20 protein-coding genes are annotated in these 21,264 nt (G+C 66.3%); 14 read left to right on the top strand and 6 right to left on the bottom strand.

From position 1 onward, the window contains the following. The 4 genes from E1261_RS45455 to E1261_RS45450 all read left to right on the top strand — a co-directional run. The coding region (locus E1261_RS45455) for a hypothetical protein (RefSeq protein ID WP_165952682.1) at nucleotides 1-2,135 on the top strand (2,135 nt) is incomplete at its 5' end. A gap of 606 nt (nucleotides 2,136-2,741) precedes the next feature. After that, the gene (locus tag E1261_RS46070; RefSeq protein ID WP_202875082.1) at nucleotides 2,742-3,053 is read left to right on the top strand and encodes an SDR family NAD(P)-dependent oxidoreductase; all 312 of its coding nucleotides are present in this window, start codon (nucleotides 2,742-2,744) and stop codon (nucleotides 3,051-3,053) included. Further along, nucleotides 3,019-3,225 carry a Rossmann-fold NAD(P)-binding domain-containing protein gene (locus E1261_RS46065; protein WP_238176471.1) on the top strand — a complete coding sequence of 69 codons (207 nt, stop codon included), beginning with the start codon at nucleotides 3,019-3,021 and terminating at the stop codon, nucleotides 3,223-3,225. The genes E1261_RS46070 and E1261_RS46065 overlap by 35 nt, the downstream gene beginning before the upstream one ends. A gap of 49 nt (nucleotides 3,226-3,274) precedes the next feature. Further along, nucleotides 3,275-3,439, top strand: a complete 165-nt coding sequence (locus E1261_RS45450) for a hypothetical protein (RefSeq protein WP_165952681.1) — start codon at nucleotides 3,275-3,277, stop codon at nucleotides 3,437-3,439. Between the two features lie 36 nt (nucleotides 3,440-3,475). Here E1261_RS45450 and E1261_RS27825 read toward each other — a convergent pair whose 3' ends face one another. From E1261_RS27825 to E1261_RS27810, 4 genes are read right to left on the bottom strand one after another with little or no spacing between them, the layout of a single operon-like run. Continuing rightward, entirely contained in the window at nucleotides 3,476-4,507 is a 1,032-nt protein-coding gene (locus tag E1261_RS27825; RefSeq protein ID WP_238176470.1) for a LacI family DNA-binding transcriptional regulator, read from the bottom strand. Continuing rightward, nucleotides 4,504-5,400, bottom strand: a complete 897-nt coding sequence (locus E1261_RS27820; protein WP_132411591.1) for a carbohydrate ABC transporter permease — start codon at nucleotides 5,398-5,400, stop codon at nucleotides 4,504-4,506. The genes E1261_RS27825 and E1261_RS27820 overlap by 4 nt, the downstream gene beginning before the upstream one ends. A gap of 3 nt (nucleotides 5,401-5,403) precedes the next feature. Continuing rightward, nucleotides 5,404-6,324, bottom strand: coding sequence for a carbohydrate ABC transporter permease (locus tag E1261_RS27815; protein ID WP_132411589.1), 921 nt, complete (start codon nucleotides 6,322-6,324; stop codon nucleotides 5,404-5,406). Beyond that, entirely contained in the window at nucleotides 6,321-7,628 is a 1,308-nt protein-coding gene (locus E1261_RS27810; RefSeq protein WP_202875078.1) for an ABC transporter substrate-binding protein, read from the bottom strand. Before E1261_RS27810 ends, E1261_RS27815 begins: the two co-directional genes overlap by 4 nt. 156 nt (nucleotides 7,629-7,784) lie before the next feature. On the opposite strand from E1261_RS27810, the gene E1261_RS27805 reads away from it, so the two are divergent. From E1261_RS27805 to qcrB, 5 genes are all read left to right on the top strand, one after another. Beyond that, entirely contained in the window at nucleotides 7,785-9,824 is a 2,040-nt protein-coding gene (locus E1261_RS27805; protein WP_132411585.1) for a beta-galactosidase, read from the top strand. Between the two features lie 11 nt (nucleotides 9,825-9,835). Beyond that, nucleotides 9,836-11,404, top strand: a complete 1,569-nt coding sequence (locus tag E1261_RS27800; protein ID WP_132411583.1) for a glycoside hydrolase family 53 protein — start codon at nucleotides 9,836-9,838, stop codon at nucleotides 11,402-11,404. Between the two features lie 15 nt (nucleotides 11,405-11,419). Next, on the top strand, nucleotides 11,420-12,529 hold the full coding sequence (locus E1261_RS27795) for a glycoside hydrolase family 53 protein (RefSeq protein ID WP_132411581.1): 1,110 nt from the start codon (nucleotides 11,420-11,422) through the stop codon (nucleotides 12,527-12,529). 243 nt (nucleotides 12,530-12,772) lie between these two features. Then, nucleotides 12,773-13,666, top strand: coding sequence for a phosphotransferase family protein (locus E1261_RS27790; protein WP_165952680.1), 894 nt, complete (start codon nucleotides 12,773-12,775; stop codon nucleotides 13,664-13,666). 148 nt (nucleotides 13,667-13,814) lie between these two features. Next, complete coding sequence (gene qcrB / locus E1261_RS27785) at nucleotides 13,815-15,269, top strand: cytochrome bc1 complex cytochrome b subunit (RefSeq protein ID WP_132411577.1); 1,455 nt, start codon at nucleotides 13,815-13,817, stop codon at nucleotides 15,267-15,269. 47 nt (nucleotides 15,270-15,316) lie between these two features. Here qcrB and E1261_RS27780 read toward each other — a convergent pair whose 3' ends face one another. Beyond that, nucleotides 15,317-15,679, bottom strand: a complete 363-nt coding sequence (locus tag E1261_RS27780) for a hypothetical protein (protein ID WP_132411575.1) — start codon at nucleotides 15,677-15,679, stop codon at nucleotides 15,317-15,319. Between the two features lie 274 nt (nucleotides 15,680-15,953). On the opposite strand from E1261_RS27780, the gene E1261_RS27775 reads away from it, so the two are divergent. Genes E1261_RS27775 through E1261_RS27765 form a run of 3 tightly spaced genes read left to right on the top strand, consistent with a single transcriptional unit; the run spans nucleotide 15,954 to nucleotide 18,299 of the window. Then, complete coding sequence (locus E1261_RS27775; RefSeq protein WP_132411573.1) at nucleotides 15,954-16,472, top strand: hypothetical protein; 519 nt, start codon at nucleotides 15,954-15,956, stop codon at nucleotides 16,470-16,472. Beyond that, nucleotides 16,466-17,647, top strand: coding sequence for a sensor histidine kinase (locus tag E1261_RS27770; RefSeq protein WP_132411571.1), 1,182 nt, complete (start codon nucleotides 16,466-16,468; stop codon nucleotides 17,645-17,647). The genes E1261_RS27775 and E1261_RS27770 overlap by 7 nt, the downstream gene beginning before the upstream one ends. Next, the gene (locus E1261_RS27765; RefSeq protein WP_272948613.1) at nucleotides 17,640-18,299 is read left to right on the top strand and encodes a response regulator; all 660 of its coding nucleotides are present in this window, start codon (nucleotides 17,640-17,642) and stop codon (nucleotides 18,297-18,299) included. The genes E1261_RS27770 and E1261_RS27765 overlap by 8 nt, the downstream gene beginning before the upstream one ends. Before the next feature lie 59 nt (nucleotides 18,300-18,358). Here E1261_RS27765 and E1261_RS27760 read toward each other — a convergent pair whose 3' ends face one another. Further along, nucleotides 18,359-18,754 carry a hypothetical protein gene (locus tag E1261_RS27760; protein WP_238176469.1) on the bottom strand — a complete coding sequence of 132 codons (396 nt, stop codon included), beginning with the start codon at nucleotides 18,752-18,754 and terminating at the stop codon, nucleotides 18,359-18,361. 279 nt (nucleotides 18,755-19,033) lie between these two features. Here E1261_RS27760 and E1261_RS46510 point away from each other — a divergent pair, with 279 nt between their 5' ends. Together E1261_RS46510 and E1261_RS27745 are read left to right on the top strand one after the other, a co-directional pair. Further along, nucleotides 19,034-19,555, top strand: coding sequence for a hypothetical protein (locus E1261_RS46510; protein ID WP_238176468.1), 522 nt, complete (start codon nucleotides 19,034-19,036; stop codon nucleotides 19,553-19,555). Nucleotides 19,556-19,754: 199 nt separating this feature from the next. Continuing rightward, nucleotides 19,755-21,260 (top strand): HNH endonuclease signature motif containing protein, encoded by a 1,506-nt coding sequence (locus E1261_RS27745; protein WP_132411565.1) that lies wholly within the window; start codon nucleotides 19,755-19,757, stop codon nucleotides 21,258-21,260. The last annotated feature ends 4 nt before the right edge of the window (nucleotides 21,261-21,264 follow it).

Genomic DNA, 21,264 nt, shown 5'->3' with positions numbered 1-21,264 from the left:
CAGTGGCCGTATTCGCGGTCACCGTGATCGTCAGCATGGTCGTCACGGTAGGACTCGGCTATGTCCTGCCCGCACCGATAGCCGCCGGCATCGGCCAAGCCGCCGGCAACCTCGCAGGCCAACTCCTTGCTCGCGAGCTAGGCCTGCAACGCGGCATCAGCGGACGCAGCGCACTGGCCGCCGGCCTCACCGGCGTGGCTGCAGGCATGATCTCCAGCGCCACCGGCAACAACCCTGGACTCATCGGCCGTCTGGGCGGAGCCCACGCGAACTTTGTCACGGGCCACCTGGCCAACGCCATCGCCGGCCAATCAACCTCCACGGCGGGCAATGCCTCCTTCCTCTGGAGCTACCTAGCGTCCCTCGCCGGTGCCACTCTGCCGCCCTCCCAGAACCCCAAGTCCCCCGACTTCACCAACCTCATCACCGACACCGCCGAGCGAGCCCTCGACCCCCAAACCGGCTGGTACACCAAGAACGCACCCACCTGGGAAGCCACCGTCATCCAACTAACCGGCGCGTTCACCAAAGTCATGGTCGGCGCCGGCGCCAAGTGGGCCTACGCACGGCTCAGGTACTGGTGGAATGTCAGTCGCGCGAGGCCTGCGCCCGGCGCAGACTGGATAACTCCCCAAAGGTCTGGCCGCAGCACTCCGTTGGCAGGCAACGGCGATACTCGGATGGTGGGCGAACTTGACGGCTACATCGGCGACAGACCAGACGATGTCAGATTTACGACAGCCGACTATCCTGTTCTTAGCGATGTAACCCCAAGCGACGCCGCCAAAGTGCTGGACAGTGTCCCAAATGATGGCAACGTTCACGACGTCGTGATATCTGGCACAGCCTACTTTGTCCAGAAGGACCAAAGCGGCGAACTGATGCTTTACGAAGTCAACCCTATGCCGTTCTGGGGAGTTGGAGATAGCAGCACGGCAACAGGAGGGCGCCTGTTTCCAGTGATCGGTGATCCGTTCGAGCAAACACTGGTTAGCAGCCTCCACGAGGAGTTGATTAATCAGGCATTCGCACGAGTAATGGCTGAACAACAGCAGGCCCAGGGGAATTCGGATGGACTGAGTACCTCCCCGATGAACTCCGGCGCCGACCAGGCAGATCTTCGAGGTCACATCGGTCAAGTGGCGTCGGCACCCCTTGCTGCCTCCAAGAGAGGCCAGCGGAAGGGGAGTGGACGCCGGAGCGGGAGCCGCCTGCAAAACGCAGATCCATCCCGTCCGTACAACTATGGCAGCATTGGTCCATATGGTATCCAGCCGAAAGCCGTATATCTTCAGGATTCAAATGGCAGTTATGTTCAGGGGTCAGATGGAAAGAAGGTCAAGCTGACAGAGAATGAGCATATCATCGCGCGGAAGAAGCTCGCTGATTTGACTTATAACCCTCAAGTTGGACGCTCGGATTACACGGAACTGCATTATGATCGCGATGCGACCCTTCGGTGGGAGAGGGAGGCAGCTCTCCATAAGACCAATGGCGCCAAGAGTGGCGCGCTCTTCCCGAAAGCAATCTTCGATAATTGGATGAAGCATCTCCTTGGCCCCCGGCCGATGAATTATGCAGAAATACGCGAACAATCCCTTAAGGCTTCATATCTGGCACAGACGCAGACGGGTTCAGTAACGACAGTCCACGAGGTGAACCGCGCGGCATTGCAACAAGATGGGAATCTGTTCGCAATGCATCGGCTTAGTGAGAGTGGAGCCATCGCTTCCCAGTTCTTTGCCAACGAACAACGCGCGCGCCAACAGTCGCCCGTTGAGAGCTTCCTCAGTGGCCAGGGGGTAAGAGTTGGTGCCTCAGCCGCCGTGCTCACCCTGTTCATAGATGCGGCCGTAGCGGACCTGTCGGGCACTTCCATCAATCCGGGGCAAACTGCTCTTAATATCACGTCCGCTATTGTCCCGGAACTTGGATTCGCAACCGCGGAAGACGACGATGACCTGGTTGTACCAGGGGTGATGTACGGACTTTCAAAGTCACCGTGGGTGGGTAGGCTGATGATGCGAGCAGGCTTCTGGGGGCTTGTTGGTTATGGCGTTTACAGCTCAGCGGAAACTTTTTTCGATGTCCTGATACCGCCGTCCGAAGCGCCCCGGCCCACAAAATTCTATTAACCAATCGACCTGGAACGAGGCAAAGAATTCCTGACCGGCGACTGTCTGCATTGTCTCGGAATGGCAAGTAGCTTGGGATGGTACGTGTGGTTTGACGGTGGTGAGGTGTGCTGCCTGCCTGGGGAGCGGGAACGGGGCTTGGCAGTTGATGGGAAGTGGGCACAGCAGCCCGATCAGCGCTTCTCGAGCATGGGCGGGGATGCTGGGCGGGCTACCCGCGTACTTCCCAGGGATTGCCCATCAGTCGACATGAGGCTCTGTGACGTACCTGCGGTCGCTGGTTGCGCCAGCGTCGTGCTTGCGGATCGAAGGGGAAGCCAGTGGCGGCGAAGAGAGTGGTTCGGCTCGGTGGACGGTTAGGGCGGATTCTTGGCGTGGGGGTGGCCGCCTTCACCCTCGTTGCCGGGGCGAGTCCGGTGGCGCAGGCGCAGATTCCAGGCTTGAAAATACGTGCACGGTTGGTAGCGAGGAGGTACCGGCGGTGTCCTCGTCGGGAGGTTCGTAGCATCGCGGGGCGGTTGCCGGCGCCGCGGCCTGAGGGTCGCCCTGCCGTAGACAATGCGGTCGACGCCACGCGTCAGATCGACGTTGAGCTCGGTCCAGTGGTTGATCGACGTTCTGATCAACAACGCCGGCATCCATGGTCCCGCCGGTGATCCCAGCGCCCTGACCGGTGCCGACGTTCTCAGCGTGTTCGACGTGAACCTTGCCGGTGTGGTCCGGACCACCACTGCGTTCCTGCCGCTGCTACGTCGATCGTTGGACCCGGTCATCGTCAATGTCAGCAGCGGAATGGGCTTCCTTGCCTTCACCCATGACCCGTTGCGGGTCGAGTCTTTCCCCCTCGTGCCCCATCTACGCCGCTTCAAAGGCGGCCCTCACGATGCTGACCACCCAGTACGCCAAAGGGCTGCCTGACATCCGCATCAACGCTGCCGATCCCGGCTACACCGCGACAGACCTCAACGGCCATACCGGCCCTCAAACCGTCACCGAGGGAACGGACGCGATCGTCGCCCTCGCCACGGAGAACCCTGGCGCTGGCTCTGGACGCTTCGTCGACCGAACCGGTGAGATCACATGGTCGTGACCGGCCAGGACCAGCACCCTGAGCGTCGTTAGAACAGAGAGGAGAATCTATGCCCAAGGTGCCATATCCCGTGACCGAGGCGATCGAGGCGACCAACACTGGCGGGGCTGCGACTGTGATGAACGAATGCCAATCGCCCCGGGCACGGCGGGTTAACTGCACTGTGGTGGTGATGCTCGGTCCGGACGACTTTGCTCTCGGCAAGGATCTGTGACCTCTGCACTCGTGAGCCGCAAGGGGACGACGGAGGTCAGGTGGATTGGCGAACGACGAGGCGGGTGGGGACGGTGACGGCGAGGGGGTCGTTGCCGTCGATGACGTCGACGAGCAGGCGGACCATTTCGGCGCCGATCCGGTCGAGGGGCTGGTGGACGGTGGTCAGCAGCGGGTCGACCGAGCTGGCGAGTGGGGCGTCGTCGAAGCCGGCGAGCGCGACATCGCCGGGGATGTCGCGGCCGGCTTGCCGCAGTACGGTCAGTGCGCCGACTGCCATCAGGTCGGAGGCGACGAAGACGGCGTCGAGGTCCGGTGCGGCCTCGAGGAGTTCGAGCATCCCCTTCTCGCCGCTCTGGCGGGTGTAGTCGCCGCTCACGATCAGGAGGGGATCGACCGCGTCGCCCAGCGCTGCCTTGTAGCCGGCCAGCCGGTCGACTCCGCCCGAGGTGTCCAGTGGCCCGGTGATGGTCGCGATCCGGCGGCGTCCGCGGTCCAGCAGATGCTGGGTGATCTGCCGGGCGCCGTCGTAGTCGTCGGCGCCGACGTACCCGATCTTGCGTTCGAAGCCGAGCGGACGACCCGAGGCGATCACGGGGATCTGTGCCTTGAGCAACTGAGGGAGCACCGGGTCGCCTGCGTGCGAGGAGACGAGCAGCACTCCGTCGACGTGCCCGCCGCTGATGAACTCGATCGTCTGGCGGCGTTCCTCCGTGCTGCTGGCGAACATCAGCACCAACGGAATGCTGAGCTTGCTGAGTGCGGCCGCGCAGCCGCGCAGCAACGCGGAGAAGTTCGGGTCGTCGAACAGGAGGTCCTGCGGTTCGGTGAGCAGGAAGGCGACCGAGTTTGCCCGGCCGCTGGCCAGCGACCGGGCGTGCTGGTTGGCCGAGAATCCGGTTCGCTCGATTGCTGCCGTGACCGCGGCGAGTGCGTCGGCCGACACCAGGTGGCCGCCGTTGAGCACCCGGGAGACCGTTCCTCGGGAGACACCGGCCTCGCGGGCCACGTCCCGGATGGTCGGGCGTCGCTGCTTCGGGGTGTCGGCCACATCCTCCAGATTACTCAAGCTTTGACTGCCCCCGCTCCGAGGTCGGTCTGCCAGTACCGCTGGAGGCTGAGGAACAACGCGGTCAGCGGAAGGATCGACAGTAAGGAGCCGGTGATGACCAGGGTGTAGAGAGCGGGCTGGGCGGCCCCCTGGTTGAGCAGGCCGTTGAGCCCGACGGTGAGCGGGAAGAGGTGGTCGTTGCCGAGCATGATGTAGGGCAGCAAGAAGTTGTTCCAGATCGCCACGAACTGGAACAGGAAGATGGTGACCAGGCCCGGCCGCATCATCGGCAGGACGACGTCGACGAAGGTCCGCGCGGCGCCGGCGCCGTCGGTCCGGGCAGCTTCGATCACCTCGTCCGGTACGGCGGCCGCCGCGTAGATCCTGGCCAGGTAGATCCCGTAGGGGCTGATGATGCTCGGCAGCAGCACCGACCAGTACGTGTTGGTGAGGCCGACCTGGGCCAGCAGCAGGTACTGCGGGATGGCCAGAATCACGCCGGGGACCAACACGCCGGCCAGCAACATGTTGAAGATGGCCGACTTGCCGGGGAAGGAGTATTTCGCCAGCGCGAATCCGGCCATCGCCGAGACGATGACCGACAGCGCCGCGCCACCACCGGCGTACAGGACGGTGTTGAGCATCCAGCGCCAGAACAACCCTCCCCGGTACGCCGTGAGGTCGCCGACGTTGTCCGCCAGACTTGTGCCCGGGGCGAAGGTGAAGGTCGAGAACAGCTCGCCGCCGCTCTTGGTGGAGGCGACCAGCACCCAGACGACCGGGAGCAGGCAATAGAGCGCACCGGCGAGCAGGACAATCGTAGCGAGGGGGCTCGTCTGTCGGCGTTTGGGCGGATTCGTTGCCCTCAGCAACGCAACGGGCGGCGCAGGCTGGGTCAGTACTTCGGTCATGCCTCAGGCCTCCTGACCGAACGCCCGGCGCCCGACCAGGCGCAGGAAGCCGAACGAGAGCACCAGCGTGGCCAGGGCGATGACCACTGAGGTCGCGGCCGCGGAGTACACGTCGTCACGGGTGAACGCGTCGCGGTAGACCTTCATGAGAGGTGTCCAGGTGGTCGAGATGTTGTTGGTGAGTGGACGCAGCGTCGTCGGCTCGGCGAAGACCTGCAACGTGGCGATGAGGGAAAAGACGAAGGTCATGATCAGCGACGGTGCGATGATCGGCACCTTGACCCGCAACGCGATCTGCCGCTCGGTCGCGCCGTCGAGCCGAGCGGCCTCCGACAGTTCCGACGGAATCGCGCGCAGCGAGGTGTAGAGCACGATCATGTTGAAACCGACACCGCCCCACAGGGCGATGTTGGCCACCGCGAACAGGATGTACCGCGACGACATCAACTCGGGGGAGGGGAGCCCGAGTTGGCCGGCCAGGTAGGCGAACGGGCTGACGTCGGGCAGGTAGAGGAATCCCCACAACAGCGAGGCGATGACTGCCGGTACGGCGTACGGCAGGAAGATGGAGGTGCGGGAGAAGGCGCCACCACGAGCCCGGCCGCTGTCCAGCACTAGCGCGAACAGCAGCGCCAGTCCCATCATCACCGGCACGAGCAGCAGCCCGTAGAGGCCGACCCTGCCGACGCTGTGCACGAACTCGGGATCAGCCAACGATCGCCGGTAGTTGGCCAGTCCGGCCCAGACTTCCCGGCGCGCGCCCTTGCCGAGACCGAGGCCGGTGACTTTCGTCGCCCGGAAGCTCAGATAGACGGCGTAGCCGATCGGCGCGGCCATGAATCCGGCGAAGAGCAGGATGGCCGGTGTGAGGAAGACGTACGGCGCGAGCTTGCGGGGCCCGCGCCGGCGGTGCGTCGCCGTCATTTCGCGACAGTGAAGCCGCTGTCGGTCAGGTCCTTGACCGTGCTGGCCTGCATGGTGGTGAGGGCGGTCAGGAAGGCCGACTTCTTCTTGGCGTCGGCGGCCTTGCCGAAGGCATCGTTGTAGGTGTTGTAGGCAACGTTGACGTTCGGGCCGTAGGTGAACGGGGCGACAGTCGTCGCGGCCTTCGCCACGGTCTGGTAGAAGTCCGGCTGATTGGCGAAGAACTTCGGCGGCGAGGTCAGCGCCTCGGTCTGGCCGGCAGTCGCCGCCGGATAGACCCCACTGATCTGAGCCAAAGCCTTGACGGCCTCGGGGTCGGTGTTGAGCCACGCGGAGAACTTCGCGGCCTGGGCCTGGTGCTTGCTCTGACTCGTCACCGCGGTGGCCGATCCACCCCAGTTGCCGGTGGCCTCCTTGGCTGCGTCCCACTGCGGTAGCGGGGCCATCTTCCACTTGCCGACTGTCTTGGCCGCGTTGGCTTCCAGTACTCCGGGTCCCCAGACCGCGCTGACCCAACCGACCTGGGTCCCATTGTTGAGGCCGGCGTTCCAGGCCGGGGTGTACATGGGCTTGTTGCCGATCACACCTTCTTCGACCAGGCCGCCCCAGAAGTCGGCGACCTTCCGGGTGGCGTCACTGTCGATGTCGACCGACCAGGACTGCCCGTTGACGCCCCACCAGGATGCGCCCGCCTGCTGGGCCAGACCGGAGAACCAGCCGGCGTCCGCGGCGGAGAACGTACCGAGGTACTTCTTCGGGTCGGACTGGTGCACCTTGCGCGCGGCCGCCGCGTAGTCCGCCCAGGTCTTCGGCGCCTGCAGGCCGAGACTCTTGAAGACGTCCTCGCGGTAGTAGAAGACCATCGGGCCGGTGTCCTGCGGTACGGCGTACACGGCGTCGGAGCCGAGGGACACGCTGTTCCACACCGCCTCGGGGAACGCCTTGGCGACGCTCGGGTCGAGGTTCTTGGAGATGTCGGCCAGGGCATCGGCAGCGACCAAGGTCGGGATCTTCTGGTACTCCGCCTGCATCACGTCGGGCGCGCCACTGCCCGCCTTCGTCGCCGTCAGCAGTTTGGTGACGGCGGGATCGCCGCCGTCCTGCTTGTTCACGGTGACCTTGATGTCGGGGTTCTGCTGATTCCACAAGGCGACGACCTTGTCCATGTTCGGCGCCCAGGTCCAGAACGTCAGACTGGCCGGACCGGCCGCCTGTTGCTGCTGTCCGGAGTCGTCCTGACCCGAACACCCGGTCGCCAACAGTGCGGCCGCGACAACCATCGCGGCGATACCTCTGCGGCCCATGATGCCCATCCGTTCTCGTGGTGCGGTGCTGTGACCGGTCCCATTACGACAGCATGTCAGCGGGATGTCAACGCCGCGAACACGCTCTTCACAACCCAATCTTCTTCGTGCTTCTATGGGACCGATCCCATCAGAATCGCTTGTTGAAGGAGTTCCATGAGTCTGGACCGTCTCGATCAGCTCACCGATCCTGGGCTGGTCCGGGCCTGGCCGCCCGGTCTGCGCGGCCTCGGTTTCGGTGGCGACTACAACCCCGAGCAGTGGCCGGAGGCGGTCTGGCACGAGGACATCGCGCGGATGCGTGAGGCGGGAGTCGACCTGGTCAGCGTTGGGATCTTCTCCTGGGCGATGCTGGAGCCGCGCCCGGGCGAGTTCGACTTCAGCCGGCTCGACCGGATTCTCGAGTTGCTGCACGAGGCCGGGATCCGGGTCGACCTCGGGACGCCGACCGCGGCACCTCCCGCCTGGCTGTACCGCGCCCATCCTGAAGCCTGGGTGGTCGACGCCGACGGCCGCCGGCTCGGGCCTGGCTCACGGGGAGCGATGAGTCCCAGTGCTCCGGCATATCTCGACGCCGTCGCCCGGATCACCGGCGCGCTCGCAGCGCGGTACGGGCAGCATCCGGCAGTCGCGATGTGGCATGTCCACAACGAGTACGGCGCACCCGTCCTGGAGTGCCATGGCGAGTTCTCGACGATCGCGTTCCGCCGCTGGCTGCTCGAGCGCTACGGCTCGCTCGACGGAATCAACGAGGCCTGGGGTACCGATTTCTGGGGCCAGCGCTACGGCGACCTCGACGAGATCCGTACGCCGGCTGCGGCAGCGACAGTGCTCAACCCGTCGCAGCGACTCGACTTCGCCCGGTTCAGCGACCACGCCTTGCGGCAATGCTTCATCCTCGAGCGCGACCTCATTCGGCAGCATTCCCCAGGCCTCCCGGTCACCACCAACTTCATGGCGTCCAGCTGCCCCGGGATCAACTACTGGGCCTGGGCCCAGGAGGTCGATGTGGTGGCGAACGACCACTATCTGACCGCCGAGCGCCCCGACAGCCATGTGCTGCTCGCGATGGACGCCGATCTCACCAGGTCTCTTGCCCAGGGCAACCCGTGGATCTTGATGGAACACTCCACCTCGGCCGTCAACTGGCAACCGCGCAATCTCGCCAAGCAGCCTGGTGAGATGGCCCGCAACTCGCTGACCCACCTGGCCCGCGGAGCGGACGCCTTGCTGTTCTTCCAGTGGCGCGCCTCCCGCAAGGGCGCCGAGAAATTCCATTCGGCGATGCTGCCGCACGGTGGCGCATCCACGCGGACCTGGCGTGAGGTGGTCGAGCTCGGCCAGATGGTCGAGTCGCTCGGCGAGGTCCGGGGCAGCCGGGTCGCAGCCGAGGTCGCCATCCTGTGGGACTGGGAGTCGAACTGGGCGCAGGACCTCGACTGGCGTCCCAGTGTCGACCTCGGCCATCGGGAGCGGACCGAAGCCTTCTACCGGCAGCTGTGGCAGGACAAGGTCACCGTCGACTTCGCACATCCGGCTGCGGACCTCTCGCAGTACAAGCTGGTGATCGCACCACAGCTGTATCTGGTCGACCAGCCCGCGGCAGACAACCTCGACGAGTACGTCGCGGCCGGCGGGCACCTGCTCGTCTCCTACTTCTCCGGCATCGTGGACGAGAACGACGGCATCCACCCGCACGGCTTGATCGGGCCTCTGGGGGACGTGCTCGGGCTCACCGTCGAGGAGTTTGCCCCGTTGCGCGCGGGTGATTCGGTGACCGTCGACGGACTCGGCACGAGGCTGGTCGGCGATGTCTGGAGCGAACAGGTCATCCCGACGTCGGCCGCGACCGAGGTGCTCGGGCACTTCATCGATGGCCCGGTCACGGGTGGACCGGCACTGACTCGGCGCCGTCACGACAACGGCTCCGCCTGGTACGTCGCCACCCGGCTCACGCCCGAATCCCTGACGACCGTGCTGACCGCGGTGTACGCCGACGCCGGTGTGATCCCTCGGCGCGACCTGCCGGCGGATCTCGACCTGGTCCAGCGCGGCGACTACCTGTTCCTGATCAACAACTCCGCCGAGCCGGCCGAAGTAATTGCCCAAGGCCCCGAATTGGTCACCGGTCGCGCGCCCGGTAGCACGCTCGTCGTACCGGCCGGTGCGGTCCGGGTCCTGCGTACCGACAGCTGAAGGAGAACCCCGTGAGGCCTGCCCGAAAGTTCGCCGCCCTGCTCGCCAGCGGTTCGCTGCTCTGTGCCGCGGGCGCGACGACGGCTGCCGCGGCGGACGCCGTACTGCGCAACGCCGACTTCGAAGCCGGCCTGACCAACTGGCAAGTCACTGGAACTCGGGCTGCCTCGACGGTGGAGGCCGGCGTACTGACTCATCGCTCCAGCGGACGCTTTGCTGTCAGCACCAGCCAGCGGGTGAGCGGGCTGTCCCATGGCTGGTGGACCTTCGCGGCCTGGATCAGGACCGGCGGCCGGATCGGATCCACGACGATCAACCTGCAGGGGTGCGGCAGCCCTCGGTATGCCGTCGCGCCGGTGACCGCGCAGGACCAGGCATACGTGCGAGTCGCGGTCTCGACGCTCGTGACTGGCTCGCGTTGCACCGTGCGGTTGAGCACCAGCGGCGGCGCCGGCGACTGGGCCACCTTCGACCGACTGACACTGAGCCCTGGCCAGGTCACCAGGGCGATCCGGGGCGCGGACCTGTCCGGTCTGGCCAAGAACGAGGACTACGGCGCGGTGTACCGCACGGCCGACGGACGCCGCGGTGACGCCGTACAGATCCTGGACGATGCCGGCGCGAACCTGGGCCGGCTCAAGGTATGGGTCAATCCCGCTGACGGGTACAACGCCATCCTGCAGGTCGTCGCCACCGCACGCCGGTTGCAGCGGGCCCATCAGAAGCTGTTGATCGACTTCCACTACTCGGACCGCTGGACCGATCCAGGCAGCCAGACGATGCCGGCTGCGTGGAAGGGGCTGACCGCGCCGCAGGTCGCGACGAAGGTCTACGAGCACACCCACCAGGTCCTCGCCGCGCTGAAGTCGGCCGGCATCACGGCTGACTATTTCCAGGTCGGCAACGAGATCAACCCCGGCATGCTGTGGCCGCTCGGGCAGACCTGGGACGTCGATCCGAACGACGATGTGGTCGGCGCCCAGTGGGACAACCTGGCGTCGTTCCTGAAGGCGGGCCAGCGGGCGGCGAAGGACATCGACCCCAGGACCAAGGTCCTGCTGCACCTGACCAACATCAACAACGGCGTCGACTCGCTGACCTGGTGGTTCGACAACGTGGTGAGCCGGGGCGTGCCGTTCGACCTGATCGGGCTGTCGTACTACGGGTACTGGCACGGCAGTCTCGCTGATCTGCAGACGGCGGTCAGCACGCTGTCGGCCCGGTACGACCGCGACGTACTGGTGGTGGAGACCGCGTACCCGTTCACCCTGGCCGACGATCCCGCCACGTTGTACCCGAACATCATCGACGAGGAAGCGGAACTGGTCCCTGGCTATCCGGCGACGCCGCAGGGCCAGGCGGCGGCGTTCCGCGCCGTACAGGACGCAGTTGCCGCGGCACCGGGCGGCCGTGGCATCGGCACCGTGTACTGGGAGCCGGCGTGGACGGCGGTTCCCGGGAGCGGATGGGACCCGGCCGACCCCACGTCGGGCAACGCCTGGGAGAACCAAGCGCTCTTCGATTTCCACGACAGGCTGCTCCCTGCTGCCCACGCCTTCGCCCCGGACCCGCCCCGCTAACCCCTAGGAGAAGCCATGTCCGCCCGCCGATTCACTGTTCTGGTAGCGCTGCTGGTGACAGCGCTCGCCGCCACCGCAACGACCGGACCCGCCGATGCCCGAGCTGCCAGCACCTTGTCCATGCGAGGCGCCGACGTCTCCTCGCTGCAACGTGGAATCGAGGTAGGCGCGAAGTACTACACCGCTGCCGGTGCCGCGGCGGACCCCCTCGACGTACTGAAGGGTGCCGGGGTCAACTACGTCCGGCTGCGTGTGTGGAACAACCCGGCCAGCGGCTACAACAACCAGGCCAAGGTGCTCAGCTACGCCAAGACCGTCAAGGCCAAGGGGTTCAAGCTGCTGGTCGACTTCCACTACTCCGACACCTGGGCCGATCCCGGCCACCAATCCAAGCCGGCCGCCTGGGCAAGCCACGGCATCAGCGCCCTGACCACGGATGTCTACAACTACACCTACAACCTGTGCACCAGCCTCAAAGCTCAGGGCACCACTCCGGACAGCGTTCAGATCGGCAACGAGATCAACGTCGGGATGCTGTGGAACGACGGCAAGGTGGTCAACAACAACTTCACCAATCTGAGCAACCTGCTGAAGGCCGGCTACAACGCCACCAAAGCCTGCAACAGCGGCACGCAGGTGATCATCCACACCGCGAACTCCGACAGTCAGGCACATGCTCGCTGGTTCTATGACGGCATCACCGCTCACGGCGTCACCTGGGACATCACGGGCCTGTCGTACTACTGCAACTGGCACGGCACGATGGCGAACCTGACCAGCGTCATCTCCGACGTCGGCTCGCGCTACGGCAAGCCGGTGGTCCTGGCGGAGACCGCGACCCCCTTCACCCTCGCCAACGCGGACAGCACCACGAACAGCATCACCACCGCGTGCTCCGGATACCCGGCGACCTGGACCGGCCAAGGCACTGCCTTCACCGCCGTACAGAACGCCGCCAAGGCCGGCGGCGCGATCGGCGTCTTCTACTGGGAACCGACCTGGATCGCCACTCCCGGCAACGGCTGGGACCCGGCCGACATCAACAACTCCGGCGACGGCTGGGACAACATGGCCGTCTTCAACTGGACCGGCGTCTTCAACTCCGCCGTGCGCTGGATCTCCTGACCGCCCCCCGGCCTAGGCTGAAGATCTACGCACTGGAGGCGACGCGTGCAGCCGAGCAGACGCCGGTCGACTCTCCCGGCGCCCAGTTGATCATCGAGGAGTCGAAGGCGGCCTCACCAGGAGACCGGCGCGATGCCGGGACCTGATCCGGAACAGCCAAGCCGCGCATACCCCCGCTTATGCGCGCCCTCGTTGCGCGATCGCGTGCTAGCGTCCCTCGCCGTGGGCGAGAGGAGCGAGTGGATGGTTGACGCACCAGTTCACATCCGGCGGATCGTCTCGGATCGCGGGTTCACCCGGTTGCGGCCCGCCGGCGGCGGGGTGGAGTTTCAGGTGTTCGCGGCCGAATCCTCGGACGGCGCCGTGGTCGTGCTGCGCACCCCGGTCCAGGGCCGGTTCCAGTTCGACCCCAACGATGGACACGTCGACACCAGGTCGCTGCTGCGCTGGGAGTACGCCGTCACCCGGCACCTGGGCCAGCTCGGTTTCCCGGTGGCCACGCCGTACGAGCTGTGCCTCGGCGAGGCCGACGTGCTCGTGTCCGAGTTTCTCCCGGACGACGGCCGCGGTGCCGATCAGGTCGCGCTCGGCGCGCTGCTACGTCAGCTGCATCAGGCACCGCTGCCACCGATGGCTCCGGTCGCCGCGCATGGCCTGCCACCCGCCCAATTGCTGGCCCAGCGGATGGCCGAGCGCTTGGCCGCCTTGGTCCGCTACGGCGTGAACGTGCCGCCCGGGCCACCGGTCGAGCAGGTGATCGAGGTCCTTGCGGCGCGGCCGGCCGGGCGCCTGCTGCACCTGGACGTGCGCGCGTCGAACCTGCGGTCCGCCGACGGGCACATCCTCGGCGTACTCGACTGGTCGAACGCGCTGGTCGGCGATCCCGCAATGGAACTGGGCCGACTGGCCGAGTACGCCCTCGTGGACGGCAACGGAGTCGACTACGAGCAAGTGCTGGCCGGCTACGGGGAAGGGCTCGACCTCGACTCACCCGCGTTCTGGATCTACCGGCTCGACACCGCGGTCATGCTCGCCCTGCTGTTCAGCTCGAACGCTGCCGATACCGGCCTCGGGCCGGCGGCGATCGATCGGCTGCAGGTGGTCCACGAACGCGTGCGCCGGGCGTTGGCCGACTGAGCTGGGGGGCATCCGCAGATGCTGCTGGCCGCGGCCTGACTGTCGCCTGTGACTTGACTCATAGGACGTCACAAAGCGGTCCGCCGCGGGGTCCTGTGTGTAGCCGCGGGTTGCGGCTGAGAGGACTCTGTGGCGGGAGGTCGGACTGATGCGCCGCTGGCTGGACGGGTTACGGGGGAGGGTTTTCCCCGATCACTGGTCGTTGTTGTTCGGGCAGATCGCGTTCTACAGCTTCGTTGTGGTGTCGCTCAGTGGGTTGGTGCTGATGGTGCCTTACGAGCCGTCACTCGATCCGGTCGTGTACGACGGCCCGTACGCGCCACTGCGTGGGGTGATCGTGTCACGGGCGTTGGACTCGACGTTGGCGATCAGCTTCGAGGTTCGCGGCGGACTGCTGGTGCGGCAGGTTCACCACTGGGCGTCGCTGCTGATGGTGGCGGCGATCATGCTGCACCTCCTGCGGCTCTTCTTCACGGGTGGGTTCCGCCGGCCGCGGCGTACGAGCTGGGTCGTGGTGTTCACGCTGTTCCTGGTGATGCTCGGCGCAGCCCTCACCGGTACGTCGCTGCCGGACGACATGCTGTCGGGATCGAGCCTGGCTGTCATCGACGGCGTGGTGAAGTCGATCCCGTTCATCGGAGCGGAGGTGTCGTCGCTGATGTTCGGTGGTCAGTTCCCCGGTGACGTGATCGCGCTCTTCTACCCGCTGCATGTGTACGTGCTGCCCGCCGTCATGATCGCGCTCTTCACCGTCCTCGCTGTCCTCGGGCTCAAGCACCGGCCCGCGCAGTTCGAGGGCCCGGGGCGGACGAACGGCAACATCGTCGGCCGCCCGGCGGGCGTGGCCGCGGTGAAGGGCGCCGGTCTGTTCGCGTTCGTGGCCGGCGTCTCGTTGCTGATGGGCGCCACGGCAACGATCAACCCGATCTGGATGTACGGACCGGCCGACCCGGCGGACGCCTCCGCGGGCATCGGTCCGGCCTGGTACCTCGCCTTCCTGGACGGCGCGCTGCGGCTCGCACCGGGGTGGGAGGTCGAGTTGTGGGGGAGGACTCTCACACTTGCCGTCCTGCTCCCGGTCGCGCTGTGCACCCTGTTCTTCATCGTGCTCGCGACGTACCCGTTCATCGAGGGCTGGATCCTCGGCGATCGCAAGGATCAGAACCTCCTCGAACGCCCCCGCAACAACCCGACCCGCACCGGGATCGGCGTGGCCGGCATCGTCTTCTACGGCGTCCTCTGGGCAGCCGCCGGCGCCGACACCCTCGCGCTCACGTTCCACCGGTCGTTCAACACGCTGATCCACCTGTTCCAGGTGCTGCTGATCATCGGCCCCCCGATCGCGCTGGTGGTGACCCGCCGCATCTGCATCGGCCTGGAGCGAGCGGACCTGGACCTCGCCGAACACGGGATGGAGACCGGCCGGGTCGTCCGCCTGCCGGAGGGCGGCTACGTCGAGGACCATCGCACCCTCACCCCCTACCGCCGCTGGGCCCTCGCCGGCCACACCCACGCCGTACCGGAGGCACCCACCGGCTTCAAAATCTCCCTGGTACGACGCCTCCGCTTCCGCCTCGCAACCCTCTTCGACGACCCCCGCTGACGAGCGCCGCCCGGCCGTCGGTCACCCGACGACCGGACAGGTGCGCTCTAGGCCCCGCAGCGGCGGGGCTGGACACCGGCGATGCCCTCGGTGTTGCCTTCCCAGATCCAGCCGGTGAGATTCGGAGTGCTGAGATCCCTCGCGTAGAACCAGCGGTGGCCGAACTCGTTGAACTTGTAGCAGAGGATGTTCGCCTGGCCGGATCGGTGGTCCTTGACGGCACACGCGGCACCCGGGCCGGTGTGGTAGGCCGAGTCCGGCTTCGCGATCAGAACGCTGTTCGGGGAGTTGTCGGGGAAGGACTGGCTGCAGTCGATCGCGTGCGCCGAACTGACGTTGATGACAGCAAGCGACGAGGCAGCCAAGGCTGTTCCGGCGACCACGCGGCCGATGTTTACCAACCTGCTCATGATGTGCTCCTTCAGGGCGTTGGTTCCTGCTCGGTGGAGCGACTCAATCAGCCGGCGCTTCGAAAAAGCTTCGGAAAACCTTGAGACACCGGCCGAGAACATACCAAAGGGTATGGAGCTGGTGATCACTCCTGTGGGGGAGCCGGGTCGGCCGCCGGCGGGAGGTCCTCGGCTGGGTTGATGTCTAGCCTCACGACGGGGTGTTCGGTCGCCCGGATGCCTGTCGACGACGGGAGCCGGCATGCGGGGCAGTGGTGCGCAAGAGGTGTCACCGATGATCAGAGCGGCGGCGTACGGCGTTCCGCTGTGCGTCCTGCCTTCCGCGGGGTGGCGGATCTGGCACCTCGGTTGGGGGCCCGAACTGCCGGCAGCTTGTGCTCGGATGGGGTGGATCGAGCCGTACTACGTGGCCTCGTTGTCGGTTGTGTCGCTGGGGGTGGCCTTGCTCACGATCGGTTTGGTCCGGCCCTGGGGCGAGGTGTATCCGCGCTGGATGCCTCGTCTGGGTGGTCGTCGGGTGCCGATCGCCGCGGCCGTCGTACCGGCATGTGCAGGGGTGGTCTTTGCCTTCGGCATGTATGGCTGGGGCGGGCTGAATCAGTTGTTCGGCTTCTACCAACCCGTCGTTGACCAGAGCTGTCCAGCGCCGCCCACCGAGGGCAGGTATGGCTGGGTTGTGATCGCGGCCTATGCGCCACTGCTGATGTGTGGCCCGCTCCTTGCTGTTGTCACGCACGCCTACTACCGGCGCCGCGCTGCCGAGAAGTCAACGACCACAGGGTCGGCATGGTGACGAGCAAGGCCGGTTGGACGGTCGTAACGCTGATGGCCGCGGCCGCTGGCACGCCGTGGGTCGGGTTGCGCAGTGCGTTGGGGGCCGGAGTCTGCACGGCTGCCGGCGTGGCGGCTTTGGTGGTCGTGCCGGTCAGACGGACGCTCCTCGGTCTGACAGTGGGGGCAGCGGTCACGTCGATCCTGTTGACGCTTCTGCTTGGTGGTCCCGCAGGACCGGCTCAAGGGGTGGCCGCTACGGTCGAAGCGGCGAGCCTGTTGCTGCTGATCGCCTTGTCGGCCAGGCTGCTGAACATCTTCGCGGCCGTCGTCGCCTGCACTGCTGGGAGCCTGGCGCTGGCCATGCTGGTACTGCGCTCCGCCACCGGCGGAGCCCGGCCGGAGAACCTTGGCCTAGGGCTCTTCGGAGTCGTCCTCGCGGCCGGTGCGATCGCTGCGGGTGTGGCCATCCGGCACCGCGAGCGGGCCCGTGAACGGCTCGCGGCCGAGGCGCGGAAGGCCCAGCGGGTGGAGCTGGCCAAGGAACTGCACGACTTCCTGGGCCACGACTTGAGCGGGATCCTGGTGCAAGCTCAGGCTGCGAGATCGGTCGCCGGCCGGAACACCGACCAGCAGCGAGTGGCTCTGCGCGGCATCGAGGAAGACGCTCTGCGGGCACTCTCGACGTTGGAGCACACAGTCCGCACGCTGTTCGGCGACGGTCGGCGCCCGGCACTCCTGTCCTCCCAGGACGCCGACGCCGGGACACGACCGACCTCTGGCCTTCGCGACCTTCCGGCACTGGTACGCCGGTACAACGACACGGGGACGCCCGCTACTCGTCTGACCCTCGCAGAGGGCCTCATCGACCACGTCGATCCGAAGCTTGGCGCGACTGTGTTCCGCGTCGTGGTGGAAGCTCTCACCAACGTCCGCCGACATGCTCGCGCCGCAACGTCTGTGACGGTCATCGTGACCTGTCCGCCGTCAGGTAGCGGACTCTCCGTCGAGATCACCGACGACGGCGCCGGTCCGCCCGGCCGAGGAGCAGGCCGCAGTTCCTCAGGCGTCGGCCTGGCCGCCTTGCGTGAGCGCGTCGAGGCGGTGGGCGGAGTCCTGGTCGCGGGACCGCTAGCCGAATCCGGCTGGCGACTCAGCGGACACTTCCCTGATTGTGCGGGTCATCCTGGTGGCTGAGCCTACGAGGATCGTCATCGCCGACGACCAGGGCCGGGTACGCATGGGCTACCGGCTCATCCTCGACGCACAGCCCGACATGCAGGTCGTCGGCGAGGCGGTTGACGGCGCTGATGCGCTCCGGCTGGTGCATCGGCACCGCCCCGACCTGGTGATCGCCGACATCCGGATGCCGCCACCTGACGGCCTCGAGCTGACCCAGATCTTGACTGGTCCGGAGTTCGGTGCCGCGGTTCGGGTCATCGTCGTCACCACCTTCGAGGTCGATGAGTACGTCCACGCGGCGTTGCGCAACGGTGCCAGCGGATTCCTCCTGAAACGATCCGGTCCAACCCTGCTCATCGAGGCCGTCCGGGCTGCGATGAGTGGTGACACGCTGATCAGCCCGCAGGTGACGGTGCGGCTCCTCGAGCAGCTTCGCGGACCTGCGGTACGGCGGGGGAGCGCCGTACCGTTGACTCGACGTGAGGAGGAAGTCGCGTCGCTGGTTGCCCGTGGGCTCAGCAACGGAGACATCGCAGCCGAGCTGTTCATCTCAACCGGAACGGTCAAGACCCACGTCGCGAGTATCCAGCGCAAGGTCGGCGCGGCCAATCGCGTCGGAATCGCCGCCTGGGCGTGGGAGAGTGGACAGGTCCAGCGATCCAGCTGACGATGTCGCCTTGGCGCTCCGGCGTCGGTGGTAGCCGGCCGCTCGTGGTCCCGGTCCGATCATCGTGGTGCCTTGACTTGACGGGAGCGCCACGCGGCGACGGCAAAAGCTGGTCCACCGATGAGCGACCACGGGCCAGGACCGGCGATCCGGATCAGCAGTGCGGGTTCGGCCACCGCGATCAACAGTGCCTGTGCGGACAGCAGTACGGCGGCTGTCCAGCAGAGCGTCAACGAGGTCTTCCGCCAGCTCGACGGCCGCCGTACCAGCATCAGTGCGCCGAGTGCGAACCCGAGCGCAGCTGCCGAGATCGCGACACCACCGACGAGGTAGGCGCTCAGCGGAGTCTCCGGGCTGTTCAGCCAGCCGACCGTATAGATCGACAGGTGTGCGATTGCCAGCCCGGTCGCCATAGCTGCAGCGAGATAGCCCGATACCCGAGCTGCGGTGGTCATCAGAGTTGCTCCGTTCTCGTACGTATTCACGAGAACCACCCTGGTCGCATCCGGCCGCAGCGCCATCAGCCTCCAGGCAGAGATACCACCATCACCCGGTCTTCGTAGTCCCTCCATCGACAGATGTGGGCGCGGTCGCTCGTTCGATCCGTGGCACGCTCCATAGCAGGACCAGACCTGTCCCCAGCATGAGGAAAGACAGGTAGCGGAGCTGGCTGTCGAGTGCGAGTTCAGTTCCCGGTGCCGTCGAGTGGAAGTACCATACCGTACAGTATGGTGATGGTTCCCTTATCTCAACGGGCTGAGGTTGTTGGCCGGCCGCCGGCTCGGTGGGCGGTGTGGTGTGCGTACGCCGTACCGTGGATGATCCTGCCGACGGCGCTGTGGCGGCTTCCGATCGCGTTCGGGTTCGCGATGGGGATGGTGGATCCATCGGCGCCGCCGTGGGCCTGGTGGGCGGTCCCGTACACGCTTGGCCTGATCGTGCTCATCGAGGTCCTTGCGGTTCTTACGGTGGGCCTCGTTGCACCCTGGGGAGAAGCGGTGCCGCGATGGTTGCCGTGGGTCGGCGGCGTGCGAGTGAATCCCAGAGTGGTCACGGCCGCCGCCGTGATCGGGGGATTGGCGCTCTCGGTGCTGTGGATCAGTGACCTGATCAGGTGGTTGCTTGGTGATCGGGTGGAGTTCAGGTCGGGCTGGTGGGAGACGATCGCACTAGTGGCGCTGCTGACTCATGTGGCATGGGGGCCGCTGCTGCTCGCGGTGACGGTCGACTACTGGCGTCGACATCGAGAGGGCTAGCGGGTAGTTGATTGAGCCGTTGCCGGCGCCGCAGCGCTTCATTGGAGCCGGCCAATGAAGGAGCGTCGCCAGGTCATTGGCGGTGGATGTGTGTGGGCAAGTTGAGTGTGCAACCAGCCCACAAACAGCCCACACATCTCTTGTATATAAGGGCTTCTGAGCTCAAAAACTGTCGGTGGGGGTGTCTAAGCTTTGGGGTATGGAGATCTTGGCGATGCCCCCGGTGTACACCCAGAGCAGCAGCGAACTGCTGACGCGCCTGGACACCATTCAGGCCGCCAAGGCACTGCTGAAGGCCGACGAGCTGCAGACCATGGGCCGGCTGGAAGAGATGGGCGCAGCCCAGGAGATGGGTGCCCGGGACATGGTCGAGCTGGTCTCGGAACGCTACCGGCTCGACCGTCGCGAGGTCCGTAAGGATCTCGCGTTCACGGTGGCTCTGCGCAAGTACCCGCTGGTGGCAGCCGCGATGGCTGATCCCACCGACCCGGAACGGGCTGCGGTGGTGCGCCCTGACCTGGCCAAGATCATCGTGGGGACCCTGGAGAAGGCACCCTCGACGGTGCCGGTTGAGACCCTGACCGTGGCCGAGGAACAGATGGTCAAGATGGCCGGCATCTCGAACCCCCGCGAACTCGCCAAGTTCGGGCAAGACGTACTGGCCAGACTCGACACCGACGGCCCCGAACCAGCCGAAGACGAAGCCGCCGCGAAAGAGTACCTGCGGCTGCGGCAGACCGCGGGTGGGGTGAAGTTCACCGGGTTCCTGGCCGGTGCCAGCGGCGAACAGCTCAAGACCCAGATCCACCAAGGATCCAAGCCCCACAAGACCATCGACGGCGAACGCGACCCCCGCACCCAGGACCAGCGGCAGGCTGACGCGTTCAAGGCGACCATGGACGCCGCCGCGGGCAACCCCGACCATCCCGGCGTCCCGCACCTGACGGTCACCATCGACTTCAACGATCTCAAAGCGGCCCTGGCCGCTTTCGGCGGCGGGACCGGCAACAGTGCGGGTGGTGCGGTGGGTGAGTTGGTGTTCGGAGACAACCTGTCCGCCGGTGCGGTCCGGCTTCTCGCCTGCGACGCCGCGGTGTTGCCGATCGTGCTGGGTGGTGACTCGCAGCCGTTGGACGTCGGCAGGGAGCAGCGGTTCGTGAACCGGTACATTCGCCGGGCGTTGAACAAGCGGGACAAGGGATGTGTGGTGTGTCAGGCACCGCCGTGGATGTGCCATGCCCATCACCTGACCCATTGGGCCGAAGGCGGTCCGACCAGCCTGCAGAATCTCGCGTTGTTGTGTTCTGCCCATCACCGCGCGGTCCACAACGGTCAATGGGCGATCTCGATCACCGCAGCCGGTGTCCAGGTCACCCGCCCGTCCTGGGCCGATCCGCCACCCGTCACCGACCGCGCCGCGATCGCCGCCCTGATCGACTGGGTCACCCCTGCCCCCGACAGCAGCGCCTGTGCGAGCGGCGCTACTGCGAGCGGCGCTACTGCGAGCGGCGCCAGTGCGAGCACGACCGGTGTCAGCAGCAACCCGACCCACGCACAGCCACGTCGGCTCCCCGCCGCCAGCATCCTACCCGACCCGGCGCGGGCCGCCGACCGCGAAGCCTTCCGGGCTCAACTGCTCGCTCACGCACCCAGCAACTTCGACCCCTGGGGCACCAACGCCACCTCAACAACCGGACCGCCGTAAACCC

The organism is Kribbella albertanoniae (assembly GCF_004348455.1).
Classification (GTDB): Bacteria; Actinomycetota; Actinomycetes; order Propionibacteriales; family Kribbellaceae; genus Kribbella; species Kribbella albertanoniae.
Note: the sequence above shows the minus strand (reverse complement) of the source record. Positions and strands in the feature narration are given on the sequence as shown.